The organism is Amycolatopsis nivea, assembly GCF_004522235.1.
In the GTDB taxonomy this organism is placed as follows: Bacteria; Actinomycetota; Actinomycetes; order Mycobacteriales; family Pseudonocardiaceae; genus Amycolatopsis; species Amycolatopsis nivea.
The window spans coordinates 261,001-279,801 of sequence record NZ_SDLT01000003.1 but is presented as its reverse complement, the minus strand read 5'-3'; the positions used below and the strand labels follow the sequence as shown (position 1 = coordinate 279,801).

Below are 18,801 nucleotides of genomic sequence, written 5' to 3'. Positions count from 1 at the left end.
GTCATTCCTCCGTGTTTTCGATGCTCAGGAAAACGTTCTTGGTTTCGGTGAAAGCGGCAGCGGCGTCCGGGCCCAGTTCGCGGCCGAGACCGGACTGCTTGAAGCCGCCGAAGGGCGTCCAGTACCGGACCGAGGAATGCGAATTCACCGACAGGTTCCCGGATTCGACACCGCGCGCGACCCGGAAAGCGCGGCCGACGTCGCGGGTCCAGATCGAACCGGACAGGCCGTATTCGGTGTCGTTCGCCATCCGCACCGCCTCGGCTTCGTCGCGGAAGCGGACCACCGCGACGACCGGGCCGAAGATCTCGTCGCGGGCCAGCGGATCGTCCAATCCCGGCGGGAGCACGACGGTCGGCGCGAACCAGTACCCCGGCCCGGACGGGGCGCTGCCGCGGAAGGCAACCGGCGTCTGCTCGGTGACGTAGGAGGAGACTTTCGCGTGGTGGTCCGCGGAAATCAGCGGGCCCATCTCGGTCGCCTCGTCGCCCGGATCGCCGACGACCACGCCCTGCACCGCGGGTTCCAGCAGTTCGAGGAACCGGTCGTAAACGGTGTCCTGCACCAGGATCAGCGACCGCGCGCAGCAGTCCTGCCCGGCGTTGTCGAACACTCCGTACGGCGCGGTCGCCGCGGCCTTCTCCAGATCCGCGTCGGCGAACACGATGTTGGCGTTCTTGCCGCCGAGCTCCAGCGTCACCCGTTTCACCTGCGCCGCGCAGCCGGCCATCACCTGCTTGCCGACCTCGGTGGAGCCGGTGAACACGACCTTGCGCACCGCCGGATGCGTGACAAACCGTTGCCCGACAACGGATCCCTTGCCCGGCAGCACCTGGAAGACGTCCTCCGGGATACCCGCCTCGCGGGCGAGTTCGGCCAGCCGCAACGCGGTGAGCGGCGTCAGCTCGGCCGGTTTGAGCACGACGGTGTTGCCCGCCGCGAGCGCCGGCGCGAAGCCCCAACCCGCGATCGGCATCGGGAAGTTCCACGGCACGATCACGCCGACCACGCCCAGCGGCTCGTGGAAGGTCACGTTGACGCCGCCGTCGACGGGGATCTGCTTGCCCAGCAACCGTTCCGGCGCGCCCGCGGAGTATTCGAGCAGGTCGCGCACGTTGCCCGCTTCCCAGCGGGCGTTGCCGATGGTGTGCCCGGAGTTCTCGACCTCGAGCCGGGCCAGGTTCTCGACGTCGGCGTCGACCGCGTCCGCGAACCGGCGAAGCAGCCGCGCCCGATCGCCCGGGGCGACCGCCCGCCAGGCCGGGAACGCGGCGTGCGCGCGGGCGATCGCGGCGTCGGTCTCCGCCTCGGTGGTCAGCTCGACCTGGCGCACCACTTCCGCGGTCGCCGGATTGCGCACCTCGAACGTCGTCATTTCCCCTCCTGCGCGGCGCTCGCCAGCGCAGCGAACAGCCGAACGTCGTCGCCGTCCTGCTCCGGATGCCACTGCACGCCGAGCACGAACTCCCCCGGCATCTCCGCGGCCTCGATCGTCCCGTCCGCCGCGTGGCCGGACGCGACCAAGCCGGAGCCGAGCCGGTCGATCGCCTGATGGTGGTAGCACTGGACTTTCGTTTCCCGGCCGAGAATCGCGGCCGCACGCGTGCCGTCGACCAGGTTGACGGTGCTGGTGCCGAACGTCGCCGGGGCGGGCTGATGCGTCGCGTCGCCCAGGGTTTCCGGCAGGTGCTGCGAGAGCGTGCCGCCGAGCGCAACGCTCATGACTTGCAGCCCGCGGCACACGCCGAGCACCGGCTTCCCGGCCGCGCGCGCCGCCGCGAACAGGCCGAACTCGAACGCGTCGCGCTCCGGGCGGATGTACGTCGCGGGGTGCGGCTCCTGGTCGTACCGGCTGGGTTCGACGTCCGCGCCGCCAGTGAGGACAAGACCGTCGATGCGTCCGACGAGCGCGTCGTAGGCCGTGCTTACCGGCGGCAGCAGCACCGGAATCCCGCCCGCCTTGACCACGCAGTCCGCGTACACCCGGTGCAGCAGCGTCGCTTCGGTGTCCCAGGCCAGGAACTTCGCCTGTTCCGAATACGTGCTGAGCCCGATGACGGGCGGGTCAGAGTCGTTCGAAACCACGGATGCGCTCCCAATCGGTCACAGCTCGCTCGTACGCTTCGCGCTCGATCCGCGCGGCGTTGAGGTAATGGTCGACTACATCGGCACCGAAGGCATCTCGCGCGATACGGCTGCCTTCGAGGGCTTCAGCCGCTTCAGCAAGCGTGACGGGCACGGTCGGCTTGTCGGACGCGTACGCGTTGCCGACGAACTCAGGCTCCAACGGCAGTTCGTTCTCGATGCCGTGCAGCCCAGCAGCGACCATCGCGGCGACAGCGAGGTACGGGTTCACGTCTCCGCCGGGTACGCGGTTCTCGACGCGCAACCCGTCACCGTGCCCGACAACGCGCAACGCGCACGTACGGTTGTCCGTGCCCCACGCGATCGCTGTCGGCGCGAAGCTGCCAGGGACGTAACGCTTGTAGGAGTTGATGTTCGGGGCGAAGAAGTACGTCAGCTCGCGCAACGCCTCCAGCTGTCCGGCGAGGAAGTGCTGCATCAGCTTCGAGAAGCCGCGGTCACCGTCGCCGGGAAGCACCGCTTCGCCGGACTTGCTGCGAAGGCTCAGGTGGATGTGACAGGAGTTGCCCTCGCGTTCGTTGTACTTCGCCATGAATGTGAGACTCTTGCCCTCCTGCGCGGCGATCTCCTTCGCACCGTTCTTGTAGATGCCGTGGTTGTCGCAGGTCGCGAGCGCTTCGGCGTAGCGGAAGGCGATCTCGTGCTGACCCGGGTTGCACTCGCCCTTCGCCGACTCCGGATACAGGCCCGCGCCCGCCATCTCGTTGCGGATCCGGCGCAGCAGCGGCTCGATGCGCGCGGTGCCGAGCATGGAGTAGTCAACGTTGTACTGATTGGACGGTTTGAGGTCGTGGTAGCGCTTGTCCCAGGCGGACTCGTAGGAGTCGTCGAACACGATGAACTCGAGTTCGGTGCCCGCGTACGCCTTCAGGCCGTGCTCGGCGAGCCGGTCGAGCTGACGGCGCAGCACCTGGCGCGGGGAAACGGAAACCGGGCCGCCCTGCACGCGCTCGACGTCCGCGAGCACCAGCGCGGTGCCCTCCTGCCACGGGATCTCCCGCAGCGTCGCGAAATCCGGCCGGAGCACGAAGTCGCCGTAGCCGCTCTGCCAGGACGAGATGTCGTAGCCGTCGACGGTGTTCATGTCGACGTCCACCGCGAGCAGGTAGTTGCACGCCTCGGTCGCGTGGCCGGCCACCTCTTCGAGGAAGTACTCCGCCGAACAGCGCTTGCCCTGGAGCCGCCCCTGCATGTCGGTGAGCGCGACGAGCACCGTGTCGATCGTGCCCGCCGTCACCCGTTCGCGGAGTTCTTCGAGCGTGAGCATTCCTCGCCTGGCCGCCATCGCATCGCCCCAAAGGTTCGGATCAGGTCCTTTGCGGCTTCTTCCTACCGGGCCGTCGAGCCTCGGTCAATCCACTGAAAGGTATTTTCTCATACCTTTAAACGCGTGCTCGACCGGCCTCCCCCGCGCGGCGCCTGCTATGTCCGGGTTGCCCGGCTGAGAAGATACTGTGAATCGGGTGCGTCCGGGACCAAATCCGCCGCCTCGTGCGTTGGACCGGGCAAGAGAGGTGAGAGGGATGACTGAAGCATTCACGCAGACCACGTTCAGCCAGCAGCAGGCGCGGCCGCAGCTCCCGACGCTGCCCACCGGGTGGCCGATCGGGTCGTACGAGTCCTACGAACAGGCCCAGCAGGCCGTCGACCACCTCGCGCACGCTGATTTCCCGGTCACCGACGTCACGATCGTCGGGGTCCAGCCGATGCTGGTGGAGCGCATCGCGGGCAAGATGAGCTGGAGCCGGATGCTCAGCAGCGCGGCCATGTCCGGCGCGGTGTTCGGCCTGTTCCTGGGCCTGGTGCTGAGCATGCTCAACCCGGCCGCCGGACTGCTGTCGATCGTGCTCGGCCTCGCCGCGGGTGTCGTGTTCAACGTGGCCTTCGGCGCACTGGGCTACGCGGCGAACCGCAACAAGCGCGGGTTCATCTCGCAAAGCCAGCTGGTCGCCCAGCGCTACGACGTGCTGTCGCAGCCGCGCAACGCCGAGAAGGGCCGCCAGCTGCTGGCGGACCTGGCCGCGCGCTCCGCGTTCAACCACTGAGTTCCGGCGACTCGCCTCCCGGGCGCCCCGGCCGTTCGCGGCCTGGGTGCCCGGTTTCGCGTTCCGGGGCTTTTCCGGGAGGCGGGGTCTCGTGAGTGCCGAAGCCGGTTCTCACCGGAATCAACGCTCACGAGGGCGCGCTTACCGCGTCGGCGGAGCGGCCTTCGTCGGAGCGGTCGGCGGAACCGGCGTCGGGGCCTTCGGGATCACCGCCGCGAACGGCACCCCCGCGTCCTCCCGGCAGTATCCGCGATAACCGTTGTAGCCGTTGACGTTCCCGTGGTCGTCCTGCACTCCCTCGACGACCTTCGGGCGCGGGAACTGGTTGTCCTGCCCGGTCATCTGGCTCGTGCCGGTGTCCTTCTCGCAGCCGTAGCGCGTGATGGTGAGCGGGCGGCCCCGGTCGTCGTACAGGTAGACGTTCTCGAGCGGTTTGCCGTTCGCGTCGAAGACGTACAGGTTGGTCAGTTCGTGCTGGCCGTAGCGCAGCGAGTCGTTGCCGTGGGAGTCCTGGTACATCGACGAGGTGTAGATCGGGGTGGAGTTCGACGAGTACGAGCGGTCGCGGACGAGGTTGACCGCCGCGCCGAGGCCGCCGAACGCGCTGCCCACCACGAACGCCGACACCGGAACCGCGATCCACAGCATCCGTCCGTCGGCCTTGGTGCGCGGGCCCGCCCACATCACCAGGCCCGCGCCGACCAGCAGCACCGGCAGCAGCAGGATCGCGTGCAGGTTCCGGACCATCAGCAGCAGCCCGAACGCCAGCAGCGCGAACCCGCAGACCACCCACCACGCCGGCTTCAGCGAGTTCAGATACGTGAGCGCGCGGTCGGCCGACCGGTCCTCCCGCATCGACTTCACCATCGCCTTGGCGCGGACCACCTCCGGCAGCTCCCGCATCGCGTCGACGCCGCGGAGCAGCAGGAACGCCACGCTCACCGCGAAGACGGGGGCGAGCACGAGCATCCCGATCAGCACCTCGGCGTCGAAACGCACCGCGGCGGAGAACGCCACCAGCGCCGTCCCCGCCGCACTGAACAGCAAGCCCCACAGGGCAAGCCGCGGTCCGACCCGGCCCGGCTTCGCCGCCGGGAGCACCTCGGTCGCGGCTTCCGGAGCTGCCGGAGCGGGCGGGTAGCCGCCGGACGCCCGCAACTCGGCCGCGTAGCTCTCCGGGGTGCCGAGCCGCGCGACGAGGTCCTCGACCTTCGCCGCCGCCCCGAGTTCCGTCTCCATCTCGGCCAGCTGCGGCCGGACGTCCTCGAGCAGTTCCTCGATCTCGTTCGCGGGCAGATCCGCGAGCGCGGTGCGCACCCTCGACAGGTACGCCCGCGCGGCCGTCGGCTTGTCCGTGCTCATTGCTGCCTCTCCCCGATTCGTGCCGCGTTCCGCCTGTCCGCGCGGTCAGGCCCGCTCTTTCACCAAACTGTCCATAGTGGACGCGAAGCTGCGCCACGTGTGCGCCGATTCGGCGAGCCGCGCCCGGCCCCGGTCGTTCAAGCTGTAGTACTTGCGGTGCGGGCCTTCTTCGCTCGGAACCACATAGGACGTCAGCAACCCCGCCTTGTACAGCCGCCGCAGCGTGCCGTACACCGATGCGTCCCCGACCTCGTCCAGGCCGGCGACGCGAAGTCTTCGCAGCACGTCGTAGCCGTACCCGTCGTCGTCGCGCAGCACCGCGAGGACCGCCAGGTCCAGCACTCCCTTGAGCAGCTGACTGATCTCCACGGCGTTCCTTCCCCGGTGCTACGCGAGAGAAGGTACCACGCATAGCGCAGTAGTGTGCGCGGCGAGCGGCCATCCGGCGGTATCGCTGCCCATCCGGCCAGGTCAGCGGGAGACAAACGGCCAGGTATACAGCGTAGACCTTCTGGTCTACACTGTAGACATGGTCGAGATCCCGACAGCCGAACGGCTCGCGTCGGCGGCACGCGAGATCATCGCCGCCGAGGGCGCGGCGGCGGTCAGCATGCGCCGGGTCGCCGAAGCCGCCGGAGTCACCGCGATGGCGATCTACCGGCACTACGAGAACCGAGAGGTCCTGCTGCGCGCGGTCGCCGACGCCACCGGCCGCGAACTGGGCGCGGCGTGGAAAGACCCGGCCCCGGACGGCGACTGGTTCGACCGCTTCGACGCGCTGCTGGCCCGGTTTCTGGATTTCGCACTCGGCCAACCGCACCTGTACCGCTTCCTGATGACCGACGACGGCGCCCAAGCCCGGCTCTACCCGGACGGTTTCCGCGAGCCCGGATCGCCGCCGTTCACCGCGCTGGTGCGCTTGATCGAAGAAGGCATGCGCGACGGCGTCCTGCGCGAGGACGATCCGCTCGAAGCCGCGCTGACCGTGAGCACGCAGACGCAAGGCATGGTGCTGCACTACCTCGCCGGCCGGATGGGGGTGGCGGAACCCGAGTTCCGCGCACTGTGCCGGCGTACATCGCGGAGGATTTTCGATGGCCTCAGAACGTAATGCCCGCCGAGAGATCCGGGCCGCGCGCCCTCGGCCAACGGAGCTCCCGGAGGGTCTCCGATGACCTCGAAACCTCACGCCCGCAGAGAGATCCGGACCGCGCGACCTATGCCAACAGAGTTCCCGGAGGGTCTCCGATGACTTCAAAACCTCACGCCCGCCGGGAGATCCAGGCCGCGCAACCTCGGCCATCGGAGCCCCCGAAGGGCCTCCGATGACCTCGAAACCTCACGCCCGCTGGCAAATCGCAGCTGCACTCCTGTCTTCGGCGGCACTCTTCTACTTCGGCACCGGCCTCGCGCCGATCGCCGCGTTGACGTGGCTCGCGCCGTTTCCGGTGCTGCTGCTGGCAACCCGCGTCGGCGGATGGACCGCCGCGGGCACCGCGTTCGGCGCTTTCCTGCTCGGCACCGCGAATATGTGGGCCTACCAAGCACATTCCGGCGACGAACCGCTGTGGCCGTTCGGCGCCTCCATCGATGTCGGGATGTCGCTGGTGTTCACGTTCGCGGTCTGGCTTTTCTGGGCCTTGGCGCGCCGCCGCCGGACGCTGCTGGCCAGCCTGGCCGCCCCCGCGGCGTGGACTGCCCTCCTGTACCTGATCGCGACCTTGAACCCGATGGGGATGATGGGTTCCCTCGCCAACGACCAAGGCGACGCGCCCCTCGTACTGCAAACCGCGTCGTGGGCCGGAATGTGGGGCGTCGAGTTTTTGGTGCTGCTGCCCGCCTGTGCGGTCGCCGCGATGTGCGCACCCGGCGCTTCCCGGCTGCGCACCGGTGTTGTCGCCGCAGTCATCGTGGCGCTGTCCCTCGGCGGCGGTGCCCTACGACTTTCCGGCACGGGCGGCCCGACGGTGCGGATGGCCGCGATCACGCAAAACGCCGGCTATCACTGGGGTCCTGAACTCGGCACCGCTCGCGGCCGCGCTCTGGTGCAGGAGTACCTCGACCAGATCTCCGCCATGCCCGACGGCGTGCAGCTCGTTGTCTTGCCCGAAGCCGCTTTCAGCGCCAAAGAAGAATGGCCCGCCGCACTGGTAGATCCGATGCGACGCGCGGCGAAGGCCCGTGGTGCGGCGATCGTGGTCGGCTTCGAGTACTACGACCGCCCCGGCAGGCACAACTACGACTACGCACTGGCCTTCCCCGCCGACGGCTCGGCGCCCGCTCGCTACCTGAAGCACCACGACCTGGTGAGCCCACCCGGCCGGGACCTGGTGTTCGTCCCCGGCGCGAAGGTCCCGACCGGCTTGGTGATCTGCGGCGACACGACGTTCCCCTCCCCCAGCCTCGACTACGCCGCCGCCGGTTCGCGGATCCTCGCCGTCCCCGCGGAACTGGCGGTCCCGCCGGGCACCAACGACGAGGGCGGCTGGCAGCACACCCGCAACGCGCTGCTCCGAGGTGTCGAAAGTGGACAGTCGATAGCCCTCTCCGACGCGAACGGCAGCCTGATGCTGTCCGACGGCTACGGCCGCGTCCTGGGCGAAGCCCGCACCGGCGGCCCAGCCCCGTTCACGTCAGTCGTCGCCGACGTCCCGGCGGGTCCTGGCCAGACTTTCTACACCCGCTTCGGTGACTGGTTCGCTTGGCTCACGCTGGCGATGACCGTTGCTGGCTTGGCCTTCGCCCGACTCCGCGCTGCTAAGCGGCCCGCGCCCACCGCTGACACCGCGACTCGAACGGCAGCCTGACGCTGCCCGCCAGCTACACCCGCGTCCTCGGCGAAACCCGCACCGTCGGCCACCGACGTTCCCGCCGAGCCCGGCCAGACACTCCACACCCGCTTCGGCGACTGGTTCGCAGAGCCCACACGCGCGACGACCGTCGCTGGCTTGGCTTCACCCGACTCCGCGCGACTAAGCGGCCCGAGCCCGCCGCTGGCACCGCGGGCACGAGAACGACGACCGGTTCATGAACGGCTCCCTCCGGATCGGCGACCCGCACCGACGGCACGGCATCCCTTCCTGGCCGTACGCGTCGAGCGAGCGCTCGAAGTACCCAGACTGTCCGTTCACATTCACATAAAGCGCGTCAAACGACGTCCCGCCCACGAGCAACGCAGCCGACATCACGTCGCTGGCCGCCGACAACAGCGTTCGCCCTTGCGCGGCAGTGAGTTTCTCGGTCGGCCGGGACCAATGCAGCTTCGCCCGCCACAACGCCTCGTCCGCATAGATGTTGCCCACCCCGGACACCAACGTCTGGTCCAGCAGCGCACGCTTCACCTCGGTCCGCCGCGAGCGCAGTGCGCGCACCGCCGCCTCCGGATCGAATTTCGGGTCCATCGGGTCCCGGGCGATGTGCGCGATCGTGCCGGGCAGGCTGTCGCCGTCGACCTCGACCAGTTCGTCCAGCGCCAGTCCGCCGAACGTGCGCTGGTCGACGAACCGCAGTTCCGGTCCGTCGTCGGCGAACCGGACCCGGACGCGCAGGTGTTTCTCGTCCGGCGCGTCCTCGGGCTGCACCAGCATCTGGCCGCTCATGCCGAGATGCGCCAGCACCGCCTCGCCGTCGGACAGTTCCAGCCACAGGTATTTGCCGCGCCGCCGGGCGGCTTCGATCGTGACTCCGGCGAGCCGTCCGGTGAAGTCGGCGGCTCCCTGGGCGTGCCGCCGGATGGCGCGGTCGTGCAGCACCTCGACGGCCCGGACGGTACGGCCGGCGACGTGCGCTTCGAGACCGGCGCGGACGGTCTCGACCTCGGGTAGTTCGGGCATGCGCTCATTCTGCCCGGCGCCACCGACAAAAAACGGGGCCGGTCGACCTAGGTCGACCGGCCCCGGGAAGAGTGCGAGGCGTCAGCTCGCGTCGTCGCCCGTGCCGAGTTCCTCCGACAGGGCCCGCCAGGCGGTCTCCGCGGCCTTCTGCTCGGCTTCCTTCTTCGTGGTGCCGTTGCCTTCGCCCAGCGCACGGCCCGCCACCAGCACGGTGGCGGTGAATTCCTTGCGGTGGTCGGGACCGCTGTCCTCGACGCGGTACTCGGGCACGCCGAGTCCCCCGGAGGCGGTCAGCTCCTGCAGGCTGGTCTTCCAGTCGAGGCCTGCCCCGCGCAGCGGAGCCTCGGCCAGCAACCCGTCGAAGAGGTGGTGCACGAGCTTGCGCGCGACCTCGATGCCGTGCGCGAGGTACGTGGCGCCGATGACGGCTTCGAGACCGTCGGCGAGGATGCTCGCCTTGTCCCGGCCGCCGGTGAGCTCTTCGCCCTTGCCCAGCAGCAGATGCGCCCCGAGCCCGCCCTCGCCGAGCCCGCGCGCGACGCCGGCCAGCGCGTGCATGTTGACGACGCTGGCGCGCAGCTTCGCGAGCTGACCCTCGGGCAGGTCGGGGTGGGTGGTGTAGAGGTGGTCGGTGACGACGAGGCCGAGCACCGCGTCTCCGAGGAACTCCAGTCGCTCGTTCGGCGGCAGGCCGCCGTGCTCGTACGCGTACGAGCGGTGCGTGAGCGAAAGACGGAGCAGCTCGGGGTCGAGAACGACCCCGAGCGCCTCGAGCAACGATGCGGGATCGGCCGCGGGTCCTCCGACGGGCTTACCCCCCATGGTCGGCTGCCCGCTCAGGCGGGCTCGACGACCTGGCGGCCGTTGTGCTGGCCGCAAGCCGGGCAAGCGACGTGCTGGATTTTCGGCTGGCGGCAGGCGCGGTTGGAGCAGGGCACCAGCTGAACCGGAGCCGCCTTCCACTGGCTGCGGCGGGAGCGCGTGTTGGATCGCGACATCTTCCGCTTCGGGACGGCCACGAGTAGATCTCCTTCAAACGGTCTGCTCGCGGATGCGAGCGAACTTACTTCTCCCGGATCGAGCTGGACGCTCGTCAGGCTTGCTCTCCGGAGCCGTGCGCAGGCTTTTCGCCCGCGTTCTCGTCGAATCGCTCGACCAGCGCGGCCCACCGAGGATCTATCTTCTCATGCCCGTGTCCGGGCTCGAGATCGGCCCACTTGACGCCGCATTCGATGCACAGTCCCGGGCAGTCCTCGCGGCACAGCGGGGCGAGCGGGAGCGCCAGCACCACGGCGTCGCGGACGGTCGGCTCGAGGTCGATCCGGTCGTCGACCAGGCGGGGGATCTCGTCCTCGTCGGTGGTCTCCTCGGTGGCCGAGCCCGGGTAGGCGAACAGCTCGGTGAGGTCGACCTCGACGTCCTCGGTGACCGGGTCGAGGCAGCGCGAGCACTCGCCGGTGGCGACCGCCGAGGCGGTGCCGGTGACGAGGACGCCCTCGACGACGGATTCGAGCATCAGGTCGAGCTCGACCGGCTCGCCTTCGCGGATTTCGAGCACGCCGGGGACGCCGAGCGAGGTCGGCACGGGCGCGCTGCGGCGCAACTCCCGGCTGAGTCCCGCGCGACGGCCGAGCTCACGGGTGTCGACCACCCACGGGCTGCGGTCGTCGAGCTGCGCGGGGCGGGGGTTCTGGGCAGGGTTTTCGGACATCGCCTACCAGCGTACGCAGCCCCCGCAACCTCGTTAGAGCTGGCCGGGGCTAGTGCGCGGCGAAGCCGGTTCCGACCGGCATCCGCACCTGCGAGGCTCACCCCGCCGGGCGCGCATTCAGCCGGTCGCGCCAAGCGCCGCCGCGGGTCAGACCTGGTAGTCGTACAGCGTCGAGCGACCGCCGCCATGGCCGGTCGAGGGCGAGCGCAGGTGGTTACGGCCCGAGTCGACGGTGCGCAGCGTGGTCGCCAGCAACTCGGAGAACTCGGCCAGTTTGCCGTCCACGTACGCGTCGCAGTGCGCGGCCGGTCGCGCCAAGCGCCGCCGCGAGTCAGACCTGGTAGTCGTACAGCGTCGAGCGACCGCCGCCATGGCCGGTCGAGGGCGAGCGCAGGTGGTTACGGCCCGAGTCGACGGTGCGCAGCGTGGTCGCCAGCAACTCGGAGAACTCGGCCAGTTTGCCGTCCACGTACGCGTCGCAGTGCGCGGCCGGTCGCGCCAAGCGCCGCCGCGAGTCAGACCTGGTAGTCGTACAGCGTCGAGCGACCGCCGCCATGGCCGGTCGAGGGCGAGCGCAGGTGGTTACGGCCCGAGTCGACGGTGCGCAGCGTGGTCGCCAGCAGCTCGGAGAACTCCGCCAGCTTGCCGTCCACGTACGCGTCGCAGTCGGCACGCTGACGGTCGGCTTCGGCGTGCGCCTCGTCGACGATCCGCGCGGACTCCGCGTGCGCGGCCTGCACGACCTCGGTCTGCGAGACGAGCCGGGCCTGTTCGGCGCGGGCGTCCTCGATCGCGCGGTCGTAGGCGTCGCGGCCGGCCTGGATCATCCGCTCGGATTCGGCGCGGGACCGTTCGGTGAGGTTCTGGTACTCGGCCTGTCCGCCCGCGACCATGCGCTCGGCCTCGTTGTGCGCGTCGCCCAGCATCTGCTCGGCGCGGGCGCGCGCGTCGGCGAGGATGCGCTCGGCCTCGGACGTGGCGTCCGACACCGTCCGCTCGGCTTCCTCGTTCGCGCTCGAGACGGTCTCCCCCGCCTCCTTGCGCGCGGCAAGCAGCAGGTCGTCGCGCTTGTCGAGCACGTCCTGCGCGTCGTCCACTTCGCCGGGAAGCGCGTCGCGGACGTCGTCGAGCAGCTCGAGGACGTCGCCGCGGGGCACCACGCAGCTGGACGTCATGGGAACCCCACGGGCCTCTTCGACGATCGTGACGAGCTCGTCGAGTGCCTCGAAAACCCGGTACACGGCCACTCCCTCAAGCAGTTTCCCCGATCACTGGCTTCCAGTCTGCCCGCTTCGCAGCCTGAACCGGTGAACGAGCACCCGACCGGGCGTGTCCTGGTGCGCACGGGAAGGGGCGGCCTCACTCGTCGGTGAGACCGCCCCTCCCGAACCAGCGTCAGCTGTTGAGATCGATCTTCTTGAAGGTGGCGTAGTGGTCCGGCGTGTAGACGAGCTCGCCGCCCTTGCCGGAGATCACGCGGTCTTCCGAGCCGACGTCGTACAGCGTGTAGTAGCCGGCGTCGCACGCGGGCAGGACGCCCTCGCGGTTCTCGTAGGTCGTGCCGTCGTTGAGGGTGCCCTCACGGACGCCGTCGACGACCTTCTTGGCGTCGGCGGACAGCGTCGAGTAGCCGACCGGGCTCAGCTTCGACAGGTCGCCGCACTTCGTCGGGGTGCTGCCGCCGTCGATGTCGATGACCTGGAAGGACTCGTAGTGGTCGCCGGTGTAGAAGTACTCGCCGCCCTGGCCGGTCACGATCCGGCGGGTGCCGCGGTTGCTCGAACCGGGCGTGGGCACGGTGTACTCGTGGTAGTAGCTCGACGCGCAGGAGGGCAGGATCCCCTCGCGGTTGGTGAAGACGACGCCGTCGTTCTTCGGGTACGGGAACGGCCCGTTCGTCTGGATGAGCTTGTAGGTGTCAGTCGCCTGCGCGGGCAGCGCCGACAGCTTGACGTGCGTGAAGCCGGACAGATCCCCGCAGGAGTTCTGCTTCGGCTGCACGGACGCCGGAGCCGCCGGGGACAGCGGGACGGCCTCCGCGGCCGTGCCGAACCCCAGGAAACCGACCAGCAGTGCGAAAAGGACACCGACTATGCGGCTGCGGTTGTTGGTCATTTTCGGACGGTAACCCGGACGGGTGGTCTGCAGAATGACGCGAGGTGAACAGCTTCGGGCCGCGGCCGAAGTCCCGACGAAGGCAGTAATCCGTTCAGGCTAAATCGGCCGCTGGACTGGCCTTCCGGCCGGACGCGGTGCTCAGTCCCGCTTGGCGTAGACCGCGACGAGGCGTTCGTAGACCACCGGCGGGACCAGGTTCTCGATGTCGCCGCCGAGCGCCGCGATCTCCTTGACCAGCGAGCTGGACACGAAGCCGTACGCCGGGTTGTTGGCCATCAGCAGCGTTTCGAGGCCGGTGAGCTCGCGGTTCATCTGGGCCATCTGCAGCTCGTAGTCGAAGTCGCTGACCGAGCGCAGGCCCTTCGCGACCGCGGCGATGTCGTTCTCGCGGCAGTAGTCCACGAGCAGGCCCTGCCACGAATCGACGCGCACGTTCGGCAGTTTCGCGGTGATCTCGCGCAGGATCTCCATGCGTTCCTCGACGCTGAAGAGGCCCTTCTTGCTCTTGTTCACCCCCACGGCGACGACAACCTCGTCGAAGAGCGCCGAAGCCCGCTCGATGATGTCGAGATGTCCGTTGGTGGCCGGATCGTAAGAGCCGGGACAGACCGCACGCCGCATGGCGCGGACGCTATCAAGCCCCGCCGTCGCGCGCGCTCTCGTGACGACTGCGTCACACCTCAGATGAGCTGTCGTACTCAGCCCAGTACAGCGCCGTGTCGCCGTAGCGCTTGTCGCGAAGCGGCTTGAAGGTCGACGGCCAGTCCGGAGCACCGTCGCGCGCTGCGCGTTCGATCACTGCCAACGCGCCTTCGGTGAGCCAGCCGCCACTGTGTAGCGAAGCGAGCACTGTGCCCAGCGAAGCAGCGTCGACCGCGTACGGCGGATCTGCCAGCACCACGTCGAACTGCACCGTCGCAGGCGCGGCGACCACTGTCTCCACTTGCCCGGCTCGCACCGTGCCGCCCAGCCGCAACTCGGCGACGTTGCCGCGAAGCACGTCCGCGGCCCGGCGGTCGGCTTCCACGAACCACGCGTCCGCGGCACCGCGCGAAAGCGCTTCGAGACCGAGCGCGCCCGAGCCGGCGTAGAGGTCGAGCACGCGGGCTCCGTCCAGCTCGCCGGCCACTTCGAGGGCGTTGAACAGTGCTTCCCGCACCCGCTCCGACGTCGGGCGGGTGCCTTTGGGCGGCACCTTCAGCCGCCGTCCGCCCGCCTTCCCCGCCACGATCCTCGTCACCCGGCCATCTTCGCCCAAGGTCGCGATGTGGCGTTGGGCAGGACTTGCCGAACCCGCGCGCGCGGGCGCGTAGAGTCGTCCTTCGCCCTTCAGAGGCGCGTTGATGGAGTTCAAGGGAGCGTTGCGTGTCGGAACCCCGGGTGAGACGGGCTGAGATCGCCGTCGAGCAGGCACACGTCGACCGGGTTTACACGCGGCTCGCCGAGCTGCGGACCCAGGCCGAGGCGATGCGGGCCAAGGGCTACGAGCTGGGCCAGGGTGCACAGCGCGAAGCGATCTTCGAGCAGGCGTCGATGCTGTTCGAGCGCGACATGATGGTCTACCACGCGAACCAGACCCTGCAGACGCTCGACGCCGAGTACGAGGGACTGGTCTTCGGCAGGCTCGACCACCTCGACCGCGAGCACATCTACGTGGGCCGCCTCGGGATCCGCGACACCGAGTTCGACAACCTGGTCACCGACTGGCGCGCGCCCGCCGCCGCCGCGTTCTACCAGGCCACCGCCGAAGAGCCGATGGACGTCGTGCGCCGCCGGGTGATCCGCTGCTCCGGGCAGACGGTGCTGGACGTGGACGACGACGTGCTGATCGCCGACGCCGTCCCCGAGGACATGCAGATCGTCGGCGAGGGCGCGCTGATGGCCGCGCTCGGCCGCTCGCGCGGCGAGAAGATGCGCGACATCGTGGCCACGATCCAGAAGGAACAGGACGACGTCATCCGGGCGCCGTGGCGCGGTGTCACCGAGATCACCGGCGGTCCGGGCACCGGCAAGACGGCCGTCGCGCTGCACCGTGCCGCGTACCTGCTGTACCGGCACCGCCGTCAGCTCGGCGGCGCGGGCGTTCTCGTGATCGGCCCTTCGGGCGTCTTCACCACGTACATCTCGCGGGTGTTGCCGTCGATGGGCGAAACGAACGTAGAGCTGCGCGCGCTCGGCGAAGTCCTCGACGGTCTCGAAGCGACGCGACAGGACACAGCCGCGCTGGCCGCGATCAAGGGTTCGCTTCGCATGCGAAAGGTGCTTCTGCGCGCGTTGCGCGACACCCCGCCCGAAGCGCCGACGGAGTTGAAGATCGTCTATCGCGGCGAAGTACTGAAGCTCACCGCGCGCGAGTTGGAGAAGGTACGGCGCAAGGCGCACACGCAGGGCGCGCCGCCGAACCGGTCGCGCGTACGCGTGGCAGAGCTGTTGCTGGCCGCGTTGGCGGACAAGGCCGAGGAGTACGCGAAGGCGGACGGCAAGGAGATCGACCGCGCGGAGCTGATCAACGATCTCGGCGAGCGCATCGACTTCCACCGGTTCCTGGTGGTGTGGTGGCCGGTGCTGTACCCGGCGCAGGTGCTCAAGTGGCTGGGCAACGAGAAGCGGATGGCCGCCGCGTCGAAGGGCATCCTGAACCGCACCGAGATCAGCCTGCTGTCGGCCGATTTCGCGGACCGTTCGCGCGGCTGGTCGGTCGCCGACGTCGCGTTGCTGGACGAGCTGCGCGTGCTGGTCGGTCCGGAGCCGAAGCGCCGCCGTCGCCAGACCGTGGTCGAGGTGGCCCCGGAGCGCGGCAGTTCCGGCGGCGCGCCGCACCGTCCGGAGCACTACGACGAGTACTCGCACGTGGTCGTCGACGAATCGCAGGACCTTTCGCCGATGCAGTGGCGGATGATCGGCCGTCGCGGCAAGTACGCGAGCTGGACCGTCGTGGGCGACCCGGTGCAGAGTTCGTGGCCGGATCCGGACGAGGCGGCCCAGGCGCGCGACCAGGCGTTCGGCGTGAAGACCACGCGACGGCGCTTCACGCTCCGCACGAACTACCGGAACTCGGCGGAGATCTTCGACCTGGCGGCGAAGGTCGTGGCGGGCCACGCGCAGGCCGACGAACTGCCCAAGGCCGTGCGCACCACCGGCATCGAGCCGGAGGTCCGGCCGGTCGACCAGGCGGCGCTGGCGACGGCGACGCAGACCGCGGCGAAGGAACTGCTCGGCGCGGTCGAGGGCACGGTCGGGGTGATCACCGCCATGGACCGCGTCGAAGAGGTCGAGGGCTGGCTCGCCGGGCAGACCGACGAGCGGCTCAAGGTGGTCGGGTCGCTCGATTCGAAGGGCCTCGAATACGACGCGGTCGTACTGGTCGAGCCGATGGACCTGGTCACCGAGTCCTCGACCGGGCGGCGCGTGCTGTACGTCGCGCTCACCCGCGCGACCCAGCAGCTCATCGTGCTCGCCTCGAACCCGGATTGGCTGCCGCACGCGTAGGCGGGAAGGGAATCGCGGCCGCGTGCGTTACGGCTGTACGTGACCTCCCTGCCTGACGTGCCGCTGTCCGTGCTCGACCTCTCCCCTGTTTCCGAAGGGAAGGGGGTCGGCGAGGCGCTGCGCAACACCCTCGATCTCGCCCGCAATGCCGAGCGGCTGGGCTATCACCGGTACTGGCTCGCCGAGCACCACAACATGCCCGGCATCGCCAGCTCGGCCACGGCGGTGCTGATCGGGCACGTCGCGGACGCCACCGAGAGCATCCGCGTCGGGTCCGGCGGGATCATGCTGCCGAACCACGCGCCGCTCGTGGTGGCCGAGCAGTTCGGCACGCTGGAGGCGTTCCACCCGGGCCGGATCGACCTGGGCATCGGCCGCGCGCCGGGCACCGACCAGCGCACCGCGCTCGCGCTGCGCGGGCCGGGCGGGCTGTCCGCGGAGAACTTCCCCGAGCACCTGATGGAGCTGATCAGCTACTTCGAGCCGGACGCGGCGCGCGGCGTCAACGCGGTCACCGCCGAGGGCAACAAGCCGCCGGTGTGGCTGCTCGGCTCGTCCGGCTTCAGCGCGCAGCTGGCCGGACGGCTCGGGCTGCCGTTCTCCTTCGCGCACCATTTCGCCGCCGAGAACACGCTGCCGGCGGTGCGGCTGTACCGCGAGAACTTCCAGCCGTCCGAGGTGCTTTCCGAGCCGTACGTGATGCTGGGCGTGCAGGTGATCGCCGCCGAGACCGACGAGCGCGCGGAGTACCTCGCCGGGCCGAGCGGGCTGACCTTCCTGAGCCTGCGCCGCGGTCGCCCCATCGCGTTGCCGACGCCGGAGGACGCCGCCGAGTACCCGTACACCGAAATGGACCGCGCGTTCCTCGCCGAGCGGTTCGGGTCGAGCATCGTCGGCGGTCCGGAGAGCGTCCGCAAGGGACTGGACCAGCTGCTGGCCGACACCGACGCGAACGAGCTGATGATCACCACGATGGTGCACGGGCACGAGGACCGGGTGCGTTCGTACGAAATCGTCGCGGACCTCAAGCGCTGATGGAGGTCTTCGACTGGCACGGCCAGCAGGTGCGGTGGTCCCGGCAGGGCTCGGGGCCGCCGCTCGTGTTCTGTCACGGCACGCCGTGGTCGTCGAAGCTGTGGGAGCCGATCGCGGCGACGTTCGCGGCGGACTTCACCGTGTACCTATGGGACATGCCGGGCTACGGCAGTTCCGCCATGGCCGAGGGACAGGACGTCTCGCTGGCCGCGCAAGGCGAGACGTTCGCGGCGCTGCTGGACCACTGGGGCCTTGAGGAGCCGGACGTGGTGGCGCACGACTACGGCGGCGCGGTCAGCCTGCGCGCGTTTCTGTTGCACGGAGCGGCTTACCGCTCGCTGGCGCTGGTGGACGTCGTCGCGCTGGCCCCGTGGGGTTCGGAATTCTTCCGTCTGGTGGCGGAGAACGCGGCCGTGTTCGCGCAACTGCCGCCGAATCTGCACGAGGCGCTGGTGCGGGAGTACATCGCCGGCGCCGCGCATCGTCCGTTGTCCGCCGAAGCGCACGAGATGCTTGTCGCACCGTGGCTCGGCGAAGCTGGGCAGGCCGCCTTTTACCGGCAGATCGCGCAGGCCGATCAGCGGTACACCGACGAAATCGAGCCGCGCTACCGCGACGTCAGCGTGCCCACGCTCGTCGTGTGGGGCACCGAGGACACCTGGATCCCGGTCGATCGCGCACACCGGCTCGCCGGGGCGATCCCGGGCGCCGGACTGGAATTGGTCCGTTCGGCCGGACATCTCATCCACCTCGACGCACCCGAGGCGCTGACCGCTTCGCTGCACCGCTGGCTCGCTCGCTGAAATACCCGGAAACCGCCGCACCGGTTTTTATTTTCCGGCACTGACAACCGCATTCCCGGCAGTTGTCACAACCGCACAAGAATTCGGCGGTTACTGCGCCGTGACCCCGGATGACGGGGCAAGTTCTTGTCTGCGGGCAAGGCCCTCGTTAGCGTACTGACCAGTAACGAAACCGCACGGTAACCCCGCCGCAGTTTCCGCACCGGACCGGTCCTCCATTCGGACCAGCACCGGAACGGGCGTTCGGCGGGCATTCCGCC

At 69.4% G+C, this 18,801-nt stretch carries 20 protein-coding genes and 1 pseudogene; 6 read left to right on the top strand and 15 right to left on the bottom strand.

What is annotated here, in order from left to right:
- Position 1: 1 nt before the first annotated feature.
- The 3 genes from EIZ44_RS05295 to EIZ44_RS05285 are packed head-to-tail and all read right to left on the bottom strand — an operon-like array spanning position 2 to position 3,430.
- Positions 2–1,375 carry an aldehyde dehydrogenase family protein gene (locus EIZ44_RS05295; RefSeq protein WP_134727862.1) on the bottom strand — a complete coding sequence of 458 codons (1,374 nt, stop codon included), beginning with the start codon at positions 1,373–1,375 and terminating at the stop codon, positions 2–4.
- Complete coding sequence (locus tag EIZ44_RS05290) at positions 1,372–2,085, bottom strand: gamma-glutamyl-gamma-aminobutyrate hydrolase family protein (protein WP_134727861.1); 714 nt, start codon at positions 2,083–2,085, stop codon at positions 1,372–1,374. Before EIZ44_RS05290 ends, EIZ44_RS05295 begins: the two co-directional genes overlap by 4 nt.
- Entirely contained in the window at positions 2,066–3,430 is a 1,365-nt protein-coding gene (locus tag EIZ44_RS05285) for a glutamine synthetase family protein (RefSeq protein WP_205673052.1), read from the bottom strand. The genes EIZ44_RS05290 and EIZ44_RS05285 overlap by 20 nt, the downstream gene beginning before the upstream one ends.
- A gap of 238 nt (positions 3,431–3,668) precedes the next feature.
- Here EIZ44_RS05285 and EIZ44_RS05280 point away from each other — a divergent pair, with 238 nt between their 5' ends.
- Complete coding sequence (locus tag EIZ44_RS05280; RefSeq protein WP_009074217.1) at positions 3,669–4,190, top strand: YflT domain-containing protein; 522 nt, start codon at positions 3,669–3,671, stop codon at positions 4,188–4,190.
- Positions 4,191–4,331: 141 nt separating this feature from the next.
- Here EIZ44_RS05280 and EIZ44_RS05275 read toward each other — a convergent pair whose 3' ends face one another.
- Both EIZ44_RS05275 and EIZ44_RS05270 read right to left on the bottom strand, forming a co-directional pair.
- Positions 4,332–5,552, bottom strand: a complete 1,221-nt coding sequence (locus EIZ44_RS05275) for an HAAS signaling domain-containing protein (RefSeq protein ID WP_037811645.1) — start codon at positions 5,550–5,552, stop codon at positions 4,332–4,334.
- A 45-nt stretch (positions 5,553–5,597) separates the two neighbouring features.
- The gene (locus EIZ44_RS05270; RefSeq protein WP_134727860.1) at positions 5,598–5,921 is read right to left on the bottom strand and encodes a PadR family transcriptional regulator; all 324 of its coding nucleotides are present in this window, start codon (positions 5,919–5,921) and stop codon (positions 5,598–5,600) included.
- Positions 5,922–6,081: 160 nt separating this feature from the next.
- Between EIZ44_RS05270 and EIZ44_RS05265 the strand changes: the two genes are divergently transcribed.
- On the top strand, positions 6,082–6,663 hold the full coding sequence (locus EIZ44_RS05265; RefSeq protein ID WP_134727859.1) for a TetR/AcrR family transcriptional regulator: 582 nt from the start codon (positions 6,082–6,084) through the stop codon (positions 6,661–6,663).
- Between the two features lie 214 nt (positions 6,664–6,877).
- Positions 6,878–8,359: a nitrilase-related carbon-nitrogen hydrolase gene (locus EIZ44_RS05260; protein ID WP_134727858.1), complete on the top strand. Its 1,482-nt coding sequence runs from the start codon at positions 6,878–6,880 to the stop codon at positions 8,357–8,359.
- Between the two features lie 165 nt (positions 8,360–8,524).
- Here the strand turns inward: EIZ44_RS05260 and mutM are convergent, their stop codons facing one another.
- From mutM to rsmD, 10 genes and pseudogenes are all read right to left on the bottom strand, one after another.
- Complete coding sequence (mutM, locus tag EIZ44_RS05255; RefSeq protein ID WP_037811650.1) at positions 8,525–9,385, bottom strand: bifunctional DNA-formamidopyrimidine glycosylase/DNA-(apurinic or apyrimidinic site) lyase; 861 nt, start codon at positions 9,383–9,385, stop codon at positions 8,525–8,527.
- 81 nt (positions 9,386–9,466) lie between these two features.
- Positions 9,467–10,207 carry a ribonuclease III gene (gene rnc / locus EIZ44_RS05250; RefSeq protein ID WP_182892148.1) on the bottom strand — a complete coding sequence of 247 codons (741 nt, stop codon included), beginning with the start codon at positions 10,205–10,207 and terminating at the stop codon, positions 9,467–9,469.
- Between the two features lie 14 nt (positions 10,208–10,221).
- Positions 10,222–10,404, bottom strand: coding sequence for a 50S ribosomal protein L32 (rpmF, locus tag EIZ44_RS05245; RefSeq protein WP_009074209.1), 183 nt, complete (start codon positions 10,402–10,404; stop codon positions 10,222–10,224).
- Between the two features lie 74 nt (positions 10,405–10,478).
- Positions 10,479–11,096 carry a YceD family protein gene (locus EIZ44_RS05240; RefSeq protein ID WP_037811654.1) on the bottom strand — a complete coding sequence of 206 codons (618 nt, stop codon included), beginning with the start codon at positions 11,094–11,096 and terminating at the stop codon, positions 10,479–10,481.
- A 147-nt stretch (positions 11,097–11,243) separates the two neighbouring features.
- A complete protein-coding gene (locus tag EIZ44_RS05235; RefSeq protein WP_439098582.1) occupies positions 11,244–11,414 on the bottom strand; it encodes a hypothetical protein in 171 nt (56 codons plus the stop codon).
- A 13-nt stretch (positions 11,415–11,427) separates the two neighbouring features.
- Positions 11,428–11,592 (bottom strand): annotated as a pseudogene (locus EIZ44_RS05230) (DivIVA domain-containing protein); the annotation flags it as partial.
- A gap of 19 nt (positions 11,593–11,611) precedes the next feature.
- On the bottom strand, positions 11,612–12,337 hold the full coding sequence (locus EIZ44_RS05225; RefSeq protein ID WP_037812104.1) for a DivIVA domain-containing protein: 726 nt from the start codon (positions 12,335–12,337) through the stop codon (positions 11,612–11,614).
- 154 nt (positions 12,338–12,491) lie between these two features.
- Positions 12,492–13,211: a ribonuclease domain-containing protein gene (locus EIZ44_RS05220; protein WP_037811656.1), complete on the bottom strand. Its 720-nt coding sequence runs from the start codon at positions 13,209–13,211 to the stop codon at positions 12,492–12,494.
- 141 nt (positions 13,212–13,352) lie between these two features.
- On the bottom strand, positions 13,353–13,835 hold the full coding sequence (gene coaD / locus EIZ44_RS05215; protein ID WP_037811658.1) for a pantetheine-phosphate adenylyltransferase: 483 nt from the start codon (positions 13,833–13,835) through the stop codon (positions 13,353–13,355).
- Between the two features lie 52 nt (positions 13,836–13,887).
- Positions 13,888–14,454 carry a 16S rRNA (guanine(966)-N(2))-methyltransferase RsmD gene (gene rsmD / locus EIZ44_RS05210; RefSeq protein WP_199817561.1) on the bottom strand — a complete coding sequence of 189 codons (567 nt, stop codon included), beginning with the start codon at positions 14,452–14,454 and terminating at the stop codon, positions 13,888–13,890.
- 125 nt (positions 14,455–14,579) lie between these two features.
- On the opposite strand from rsmD, the gene EIZ44_RS05205 reads away from it, so the two are divergent.
- From EIZ44_RS05205 to EIZ44_RS05195, 3 genes are read left to right on the top strand one after another with little or no spacing between them, the layout of a single operon-like run.
- Positions 14,580–16,703 carry a HelD family protein gene (locus tag EIZ44_RS05205; RefSeq protein WP_037811662.1) on the top strand — a complete coding sequence of 708 codons (2,124 nt, stop codon included), beginning with the start codon at positions 14,580–14,582 and terminating at the stop codon, positions 16,701–16,703.
- A gap of 39 nt (positions 16,704–16,742) precedes the next feature.
- A complete protein-coding gene (locus EIZ44_RS05200; RefSeq protein ID WP_205673051.1) occupies positions 16,743–17,738 on the top strand; it encodes an LLM class flavin-dependent oxidoreductase in 996 nt (331 codons plus the stop codon).
- Positions 17,738–18,541, top strand: a complete 804-nt coding sequence (locus EIZ44_RS05195) for an alpha/beta fold hydrolase (RefSeq protein WP_134727857.1) — start codon at positions 17,738–17,740, stop codon at positions 18,539–18,541. Before EIZ44_RS05200 ends, EIZ44_RS05195 begins: the two co-directional genes overlap by 1 nt.
- Positions 18,542–18,801 lie beyond the last annotated feature (260 nt).